We start from the raw sequence: 8336 nt of genomic DNA on the forward strand, positions 1-8336 counted from the left end.
ATGTTGATAAAATGGATGAAAAAGCCTACACCAAAGCCATTATTGAAGACTTTGGTAGAGATGACGGCCCTGACATCATGATCGTAGTTGATAAGCTGCTAACGGGCTTTGACGAGCCGAAGAATACTGTATTGTATATAGATAAACCCCTTAAAGAGCACAACTTGATTCAAGCCATTGCCCGCGTAAACCGTTTGCATAGCAAAAAGCAGTTTGGCTACTTGATTGACTACAGAGGCATATTAAAAGAACTTGATACCACCATAGAAAAGTACCAAGACCTTGCAGAGCGCACCCAAGGCGGCTTTGATATAGACGACCTAAAAGGGTTGTACAACAGCATGGACACCGAGTATAAGAAACTCCCAGGATTACACAGTGATTTATGGGCGATATTTGAAGGGGTTAAAAATAAACAAGATGGCCCCGCTTTACGCCAAGCATTAGCACCAAAAGTACAAGAGGTTGATGGTAAGCTTACCGACACCAACCTTAAAAAGCGTGATGATTTTTATTCTATACTTACGGCATTTTCAAACTGTATGAAAGTAGCGTTGCAATCAGCCACCTACTTTGAAGATAAGTCGTTTGATAACAAGCGCGACCTATACAAACGTGACTTAAAAGCCTTTGTCGATTTGCGCAAGCAAGTACGTGAAGATGCCGACGAAACCATTAACTATGACGAATACGCTGAAGATATCCGTAGCTTGCTTGATAAACACATAGCGGGTATTGAAGTAAAAGAACCTGACGGTGCGTACTTGGTCGGTAATTTAGGCAAAGACGTTAAGCCACAGGATATGAGCGATGATGAAGCTCGTAACCAAACGGACAAAATTACAGGCCGTATCACTAAAATGATTGAGCAAGACTTGGCAGATGATCCTTATGCACAGGAATATTTCTCTAAGATGCTTAAAAAGGCGATTGAAGATGCTAAAGCGATGTTTGATGCGCCAGTTAAGCAGTACATCCTTTTTGCCGATTTTGAGCAGGAAGTGAAAGACCGCAAAGTCGCTGATGTTCCCAATGACTTTTTAGATGACTCCGGCAAGTTAAATAAACATGCCCAAGCCTACTTTGGTTTGTTTAAGCACCTATTTGATGCTGAATTCTTGAGTGAAAAGGATCTCGATAACGACAAATTAGTAGCACTTGCTTTTGATATTGATGCCATTGTGAATGATGCGGTTGCTGAGTATTCAATCAACCCTGCGGAAATTGAAAACGCTATTCACATGAAGTTATTACCCATACTGTTTGCTGAGCTTGGCCTTGATAATGCTCAAAAGCTGATTGAAGAAGTGTTAAAGATAACCCGATTAGGCATAGCTAGAGGCTAATGTAAGTGACGCAAAAAACAGTAGCCGCTGCTATTCATTCTGAAAAAAGCAGCGCAACAACCAATGAACACGGTGCTTTTACTTATGGTAACGACACCATTCGCTATGACGTTATTCGTAAACCAAAGCCTAGTGATACCGCTAAAAAAGTAGCACGCAAGGTCATTATTAAGGTTCACCCTGATCAGCGTGTTGTTGCAACAGTGCCACATGATGCAAGTGATGATGCCATTAAAGATGCCATGCATAAGCGTGCCAGATGGATTTGGCAAAGCATTGATGAATTTGCTAAACAAAAAGATACGGTTTTACCTAAGCGTTACGTGAGTGGTGAAACACAGTTTTACTTAGGTAAGCGCTATGTATTAAAGGTCATTGTTGATGCCGAGCAAGTGCCTAGTGTGAAGCTTAGCCGAGGTAAGCTAAACGTCACTATCAAGCATGAAGTGAGCAAAGATATTGCCCTTGATAGTCAAGATAGCAGGTTGGTGAAAATTAAACCGCTAATCGACAAATGGTATCAACACAAAGCAAAAGCAATTTTTCATGAGCGACTAGCCGAACTATTGCCTAAAACTACATGGGTAACAGGCATTCCCTCTTTTCGTGTCATGGCAATGAAAAAGCAATGGGGAAGCTGCTCTACCAAAGGCAACTTAATGCTGAATCCTCACCTCGTTAAAGCACCGAAAGAATGCATTGATTACGTGATTCTACATGAGCTTTGCCACATTGCTGAACACAACCACAGCGAGCGATTCTGGCGTTTATTAACTCAAGTTATGCCTAATTGGAAAGTAGTAAAAGCTAAGCTGGACGATTTGGCAGAGATGTATTTGAATGAGTGAAACACAATATGACTATTGATTTTAGTAAGTTAGTACTTAGACCTCCCTTGTTTACTTTTGACTTTACTTACAACTTAATGCGCAGCTTTATTACGCACACTGAAGACTCAATTAATTCGAGCATTGATGAGTATATTAATAAAGGCCCTGAAGCGTATGAAATCGAAATATGCGCTGAGGAAGGCATTTATCAGTATGTAGAACATTATAAAGGTTTAGATAGCCAAGATGTATTCCTTGACGATATTTTTAAAAATCACTTTCCAAGTGTACAAAGGCGCTCAGCACTGCTTACCTTAGTCGCAACCTATGAGCACGAACTTGAACGTTTCTGCGATATATATGCCAAGCAGCATAACTCCCCAATAAAACTAAATGATTTAAAAGGGCAAGGGTTGGAAAGAGTTAATTTGTTCATAAAAAAGATAATTGGCTTGCAAGATTCAAAAATTTCCCCAACTATAAAAAAAATCATAAAACTAAGAAATAGTTGCGCTCATAATGATGCAAGAGTTTTAGAAAAGGACGGCCAGCCAATAAAAGCTATAGAGGAATTAATTAAGGATGACGCTGTTAATGTAACTCAAGATGGTAACCAAATTCATATTGCTGAGGGTTTCCTAATTTTTGTCTTAGATCAATTTGATAGCTATACGGATGAGATAAAAACAAAAGTGAAGGCAAAATAATATGAGCAAAAATAACGAACACTCGTCATATAGAGAGAAGTTAATTGAACATTTATTTGTAGGCGAGTTATTAAAGCTATCTTGGCTTGAGCACGAATGCGGGCTTGAGATAGCAAAACCTGAGGTTGATAATTCAGGTTACGATATCATTGCCGAGTGTTACGGGGTTGTTAGGCATATTCAGCTAAAAACATCTCACACATTTTCTTCTACAAGTCTGCAAAAAGTACACATAAAGTTAGCGGATAAACCATCTGGCTGTGTAGTTTGGATTATCTTTGATGAAGACTCTTTAAAATTTAAAGAGTTCTTATTTTATGGCGAGCAAGCTGGTGAACCTTTACCGAACATAGATAACCTTAAGGTAGCTAAGCACACCAAGGGAAATAAGGACGGAGTGAAAAATGAGCGACCCAATATTCGAGTTATAAACGTAAGCGCGCATTTAAGCAGTGCGCTTAGCTATAATCGAAGTCTAGCTGCACATTCCACGGCATTAGGTCGGTAAAATCATCATCACCCACATCTCGATTCGGCAACGTTTTAAATAAATGCACAAAGTAGTAATACGGATTGATGTCATTAGCACGACACGTCATCACAATACTATAAAGTATCGCGCTGGCCTGAGCACCATTAACCGATTTTGAGAATAGCCAGTTTTTTCTACCAGTGGTAAACGGCCGAATATCTCGCTCAGTAATATTATTATCAATCCCTAGTTCGCCATCTTCACTATACCGCATTAATTTCGGCCATTGATTAAGCGTGTATTTTATCGCTTTGCCAATATAACTCCCCGCCGTTACTTTACCTTCGGCTTCATCAAGCCACGCTTTAAAGTGCATTAATATGGGTAAGGCTTTTTCTTGTCGTAACTGATACCGCGCTTGAGGAGATAACTGTTTGTTTTTAGCGTGGGTTTCCAGTTTATATAATTGGCTGATAAAGCTGATGGCTTTATGCGCTCGACCTTTGTTTTTCGACTCTGCTTTTAAGGCATCGTTATATTTGCGTCTAGCGTGTGCCCAGCAACCAACAGGGGTAATGCCTTCAATACCGTCATAAACACGGTAACCGTCGCACTGTAAATAGCCTTGATAACCGGCAAGAAATTCTTTTGCGCAAGCGCGACTTCGACCTGCTTGGTAATCGTAAATCACGACAGGCTCACGGCTGACCTCATTGCTGCGATAAACCCACATGTAGGAATTGCTGCTAGGGTTGTCACCTTCATCTAACACTTGTGTACGGGTTTCATCGGCACATAAACTGTGCTCACTAAGCAAGTGACGTTGCATGGCTGCCACTAAGGGGCTGATTAGCAGGCCCGCTTTAATACACCAATTAGCTAATGTTCCGCGCGATAGTTCAAGGCCGCCACGGCCCAGTATGTCAACGAAACGATAAAGCGGTAAGGCATCGCAGTATTTGCCCGTAACAACCGCCGATAACGCTTCTGGACTCGCAATGCTGCCAGGAATAGGCTGCTTGGGTTTAGGCGCGGTGATTATTTTACTGGCCAATTGTTCATGCTCGCAATGTCTGCAAGCATATTTAAATTGTTTGTGCTTAATGACACTGACTTTCGCCGGAATAATCTTCACTTGCTCGCTGTCTTCACTACCACATTGATGTAGTTGTTCACCGCAACACTGACACGTTAACTCGGTTAAGGTGTGCTCAACCTCTTCTCGTTCAAAGTGCTCAGCCAGTATTTGTTTACCTTTCTTATGGTGTTTAGGCGGCTCAGTCGTTTTATGCTGCTCCGCTTCATTGAAGGTGCCCCGTGGGGCTTTTTCACTTTTTTTACCGTATTTTTGGGATTTACTTAACTTAAGCTCAGCAAGCAAGTGGTCAATCCGCGATTGCATTTCAACCTTATCTTCTTGCAGTGAAATTTTATCTTTTTCTAAGCCATCAAGCTTAGCCTGCATAAGTGCAAGCTGATTTTGTAGTTCGGTGATGAGAATAGTGTCTGGCATTTTAATAGCATGACACATGGGAAAGATCGTTCAAGTAAAAAAAACGATCTGGTTAATTTATATCACTGATAACCCTGATAAAGTTGAGTGGCGGGTTTTATTATTTACCGGTAAGCCAGATAATAACCATTGTAACTGCCGTTGTTCAATCCCCATGGCTACGTGTGCTTGAGCATGATTTGGCCATTGAAATCGTCCTTGCTCTAAGCGACGATAATAAAGCCAAAAACCATTGGTATCCCAAAACAAAATTTTTAATTTATCGCGTTGTTTATTACAAAAAACGAACCACGCTTGGCTTAAAGGATCGAGAGATAGGGTATCGCTGACAATAATACTTAACCCATTGATTGATTTTCGCATGTCGGTGAATCCCGTGACCAAGTAAACTTGGTGGGTGCAAGGTGTCACAGTACGCTCAATAATTTGGCGAGTGCTTGGTGCGCTAATGTCGACTCGAAGTCTATTTGATAGCCGTTTGGTGTGGTGAGTTTAATGATTGAAGGGTGTGTAAAGGCTTGCTCATGAATAACAAACGGGATCACCTGTTGCTTTTTAACCCTTATCGTTTCGTCAGAAAGGCGTTTACGCCAAACATAGAAAGTCGATGCGTTAATGTTGTTATCACGACAAAATTGAATGATGGCTAAACCACTCGATTTTTGCTGCTCAAAAATGCCTTGCCAGTGTTTTATTTTTTGCTGTTTATTCATAATTACCTCAGGTTAATATGCTGAGTAAATTATGCATAGGTAGCATTAATATTGGTATGTGGGTTTAATTGCGCGCTTACTTATAAACAAAGGTCAGTTTGAATCAATTAATTCAATAGGCTCTTTGTTTCAAAAACTATTTTGCATCACTCCATCGGAAGCTTCAGATATAACTGAGCCTTCGTCAGAATTAAAACAAGTGAACTCCACTTTAGATGACTTTACTAAATTACATAGAATCAAAATATGGTCGCAAAAACCTTGGCAGAAAAATCATCAATTGATTAAAGGGTTTTTAGAACTTGAATTAAGTAATGGTTTTGTTGATTTAGACGCACTCATCGCATTTTGCTTGGCTAACTTTGATGGGGCAAAAGGCGAATGGAAAAATAATTTCAACTCCATGAAAACTGATCTTGGTAATGCACATGGTAAGATCTTTTTTACTGTTGGAAATGAGTTAAAAATTTATAGTGAGGCAAGGAGAGAAATAGATAAATTTAATTGGTAGATGGTAACACTTTAAGCCGCTAAACTTAGGTGGCATTCGCATGATAAATTTGAAGATGACATTATATAGAACTCGCCCCCGCCTTTACCTTCAGAGGCGGCAAATTTACCTAAAAAGTATTCATACACACGGCCAACGAGGTCTTCTTCTGTTTTTTCGTTTTGGTTAGCAATGGTGTCGATATTATTAATGGTATCGATAAGTGCTGAAAGCTTACTAGCATCAAGCCCTAAGCGTGAAAAGTAGTTATCGGGCAATGCGCCCGCGAGTGATTTATTGTTTTTTTCAACCGCGTGTAGTGCGGTATCTATTTTAACGGCTATATCGCCTTGCTTAGCGTTGGCTTGAATATACGACCAGCGTGCGTCTTCTGGTAGGTAAAACACGTTATCCATCGCGTAAAAGTCGACCATGTCGATGTATTCGTCGCCGTACTCGGCAATAATGGCTTTTTTACGCCCTTCAAACTTGTCACTAATAAATTTAAGAAAGATTAAGCTTAAAACAATGTGCTTATATTCGGCTGATTCAACACTGCCACGCAGTTTATTGGCGGCATCCCAAAGGGATTCTTCAAACCCGACTTGTGTTTTTTTTGCGGCTTTTTTTGTAGCAGGCTTTTTTGATGCAGCGTCCATGTGGTCTCTCTTTGCAAGAATATCAATATAAATTATTGGCTTATCATACCGCAAAGGTCGTGGTTTTTTGAGTGTTAATTAGTAATAAATTGCCATTTAAAGTTCGGAGTAATATAACTACGAGACAGTAATAATACACATGAAACTCAATAAACTGCATTGTGTTTTTCAGAAGAAATTATTAAACACGAAAATTTCAACTAAACGGTGAATACAAAAGCAGTAGATAAACTCCTGATATAATTAAACACTAAAGTAAATTTTGGTTCCCTAACTTATGAGCGAATGAATCAAGGAACTGTCGATCATTGTCTTTTAGTGGATACTGATAAAAGTTACCTTCTCGTAGGTGAACAAAAGCATAACTTTCCGGATTATTTATAAACCCTTGTGTTGTAAACTCAGTGAAGACACCAAGGCATTTATTGTGTTTCTTTTTTGATAATGAGTTTTTTTTGGAAATAATAAAGTCTTTCAGAGTTTGTGCTGATGCATTTTTATAATAGCCAAGTGAACTTGCGATCATAGGCATCGCATCGGGGTTAATAACATCTGTTAAGTTAAGTGCAATAAAGCTTTTAGCCTTTGAAGCTTTATTACTCTCTACTCGTTTTCTAGTCTGCTCATTGGCCTCTCTAACTCTTTTCTCGAGCTGATTTGCTGACTTTATTCTTTTGCATTCTACATATAAAGGCCGACCATCAATATCAACTATGAGATCAGTTATTGTTCTTACATCGACTTCATAACCAGCTTTTAAAAAGCGAGACGCCATAGATAGCTCAAAAGCAAAATCTCTCGAATAATCAGATTTACAACTATTACGAAAACGTTGACCTGAAACTGTTTTTTTAATTGCCTCAAATGCGTAGTCACTGTTTAGACTATCAAATGCATTCTTAATCCTAATTAGTTCATTTGCTTCCAAATGTGCATTAAAAAATGTTTTCAGATTTTCAGTTGGGCTTTTTAAACCACCCGTTTTGATAAATGCATCAAAGTCTTTTTCATAACTTCCAAATCTAGTTCTCTTATATTCAAGACCTAACTCATTAATCCACTGGCAAGCTTCTTTATACTCGCTCTCAAGCTGACGACTTTCAATTATGTGTTTATCACTACCCGGATCAATATATATCAAATCATTTCCTTGAAATTATAAAACCAACTTAGCATTTCTAAAATCGACACAGCTCTAGCACAACATTATTAGCTACTAAAATTACTTTTCTTCATAGCCCTTAGCTGAAGAAATGGCCCATGAATACTCAGAGCCATTTCCACCTAGAATTATATCAAAACCAAAGCTTATGCTCGTTAAGGGGGGAATATTGACCTCATCAATATAATACCTTGACGTTTTGCTTTTTCCATTCGTAGTTGTAACCTTAACTTTTAATTCTGTAACTGTAATTGATTCATTACCATTGTAAATATTGCCGGAATAATGATTTGAATAACCTAAACTTGCACGACCGGTTAAGTTTAGCCGTTCTTTAACCACGGCAAGATCATTATAAATTGAACTTATAGAATATGTAGTGATCAGAGCAAGGCATAATAATCACCTTGGTCACGTAAAATATGAGCGCTACTTTTCTGAAAC

Annotated in this window: 9 protein-coding genes and 2 pseudogenes; 5 read left to right on the forward strand and 6 right to left on the reverse strand. The window is 39.0% G+C overall.

What is annotated here, in order from left to right; all coding sequences use genetic code 11:
• The 4 genes and pseudogenes from QMA00_RS18030 to QMA00_RS18045 all read left to right on the forward strand — a co-directional run.
• Nucleotides 1-1346 (forward strand): annotated as a pseudogene (locus QMA00_RS18030) (type I restriction endonuclease subunit R); the annotation flags it as partial.
• 5 nt (nt 1347-1351) lie between these two features.
• The gene (locus tag QMA00_RS18035) at nt 1352-2194 is read left to right on the forward strand and encodes a SprT family zinc-dependent metalloprotease (protein ID WP_290158328.1); all 843 of its coding nucleotides are present in this window, start codon (nt 1352-1354) and stop codon (nt 2192-2194) included.
• Nucleotides 2195-2202: 8 nt separating this feature from the next.
• Entirely contained in the window at nt 2203-2883 is a 681-nt protein-coding gene (locus QMA00_RS18040; RefSeq protein ID WP_290158330.1) for a hypothetical protein, read from the forward strand.
• A 1-nt stretch (nt 2884) separates the two neighbouring features.
• Nucleotides 2885-3391 carry a hypothetical protein gene (locus QMA00_RS18045; RefSeq protein WP_290158332.1) on the forward strand — a complete coding sequence of 169 codons (507 nt, stop codon included), beginning with the start codon at nt 2885-2887 and terminating at the stop codon, nt 3389-3391.
• On the opposite strand, the gene QMA00_RS18050 is transcribed toward QMA00_RS18045, so the two are convergent.
• From QMA00_RS18050 to QMA00_RS18060, 3 genes are read right to left on the reverse strand one after another with little or no spacing between them, the layout of a single operon-like run.
• Nucleotides 3342-4868, reverse strand: coding sequence for an IS66 family transposase (locus tag QMA00_RS18050; RefSeq protein WP_290158334.1), 1527 nt, complete (start codon nt 4866-4868; stop codon nt 3342-3344). The genes QMA00_RS18045 and QMA00_RS18050 overlap by 50 nt on opposite strands.
• 57 nt (nt 4869-4925) lie before the next feature.
• Nucleotides 4926-5279: an IS66 family insertion sequence element accessory protein TnpB gene (gene tnpB, locus QMA00_RS18055; RefSeq protein ID WP_254910727.1), complete on the reverse strand. Its 354-nt coding sequence runs from the start codon at nt 5277-5279 to the stop codon at nt 4926-4928.
• Nucleotides 5276-5581 carry a hypothetical protein gene (locus QMA00_RS18060; RefSeq protein ID WP_010555472.1) on the reverse strand — a complete coding sequence of 102 codons (306 nt, stop codon included), beginning with the start codon at nt 5579-5581 and terminating at the stop codon, nt 5276-5278. The genes tnpB and QMA00_RS18060 overlap by 4 nt, the downstream gene beginning before the upstream one ends.
• Before the next feature lie 58 nt (nt 5582-5639).
• Here QMA00_RS18060 and QMA00_RS18065 point away from each other — a divergent pair, with 58 nt between their 5' ends.
• A complete protein-coding gene (locus tag QMA00_RS18065; RefSeq protein WP_290158341.1) occupies nt 5640-6092 on the forward strand; it encodes a hypothetical protein in 453 nt (150 codons plus the stop codon).
• A 65-nt stretch (nt 6093-6157) separates the two neighbouring features.
• Here QMA00_RS18065 and QMA00_RS18070 read toward each other — a convergent pair.
• The 3 genes and pseudogenes from QMA00_RS18070 to QMA00_RS18080 form a co-directional block, all read right to left on the reverse strand.
• Nucleotides 6158-6730, reverse strand: a pseudogene (locus QMA00_RS18070) (type I restriction-modification system subunit M N-terminal domain-containing protein); the annotation flags it as partial.
• Nucleotides 6731-6980: 250 nt separating this feature from the next.
• Nucleotides 6981-7871 (reverse strand): hypothetical protein, encoded by an 891-nt coding sequence (locus QMA00_RS18075; protein WP_290158343.1) that lies wholly within the window; start codon nt 7869-7871, stop codon nt 6981-6983.
• A gap of 81 nt (nt 7872-7952) precedes the next feature.
• The gene (locus QMA00_RS18080) at nt 7953-8234 is read right to left on the reverse strand and encodes a hypothetical protein (RefSeq protein WP_290158344.1); all 282 of its coding nucleotides are present in this window, start codon (nt 8232-8234) and stop codon (nt 7953-7955) included.
• Nucleotides 8235-8336: the final 102 nt, after the last annotated feature.

The organism is Pseudoalteromonas sp. APC 3694 (assembly GCF_030407565.1).
In the GTDB taxonomy this organism is placed as follows: Bacteria; Pseudomonadota; Gammaproteobacteria; order Enterobacterales; family Alteromonadaceae; genus Pseudoalteromonas; species Pseudoalteromonas tetraodonis.

Excerpts from the sequence above, each read along its gene's own strand:
- QMA00_RS18040 (WP_290158330.1), top strand. The coding sequence starts at position 2,203 with ATGACTATTGATTTTAGTAAGTTAGTACTTAGACCTCCCTTGTTTACT.
- QMA00_RS18045 (WP_290158332.1), top strand. The coding sequence starts at position 2,885 with ATGAGCAAAAATAACGAACACTCGTCATATAGAGAGAAGTTAATTGAA.
- QMA00_RS18050 (WP_290158334.1), bottom strand. The coding sequence starts at position 4,868 with ATGCCAGACACTATTCTCATCACCGAACTACAAAATCAGCTTGCACTT.
- QMA00_RS18060 (WP_010555472.1), bottom strand. The coding sequence starts at position 5,581 with ATGAATAAACAGCAAAAAATAAAACACTGGCAAGGCATTTTTGAGCAG.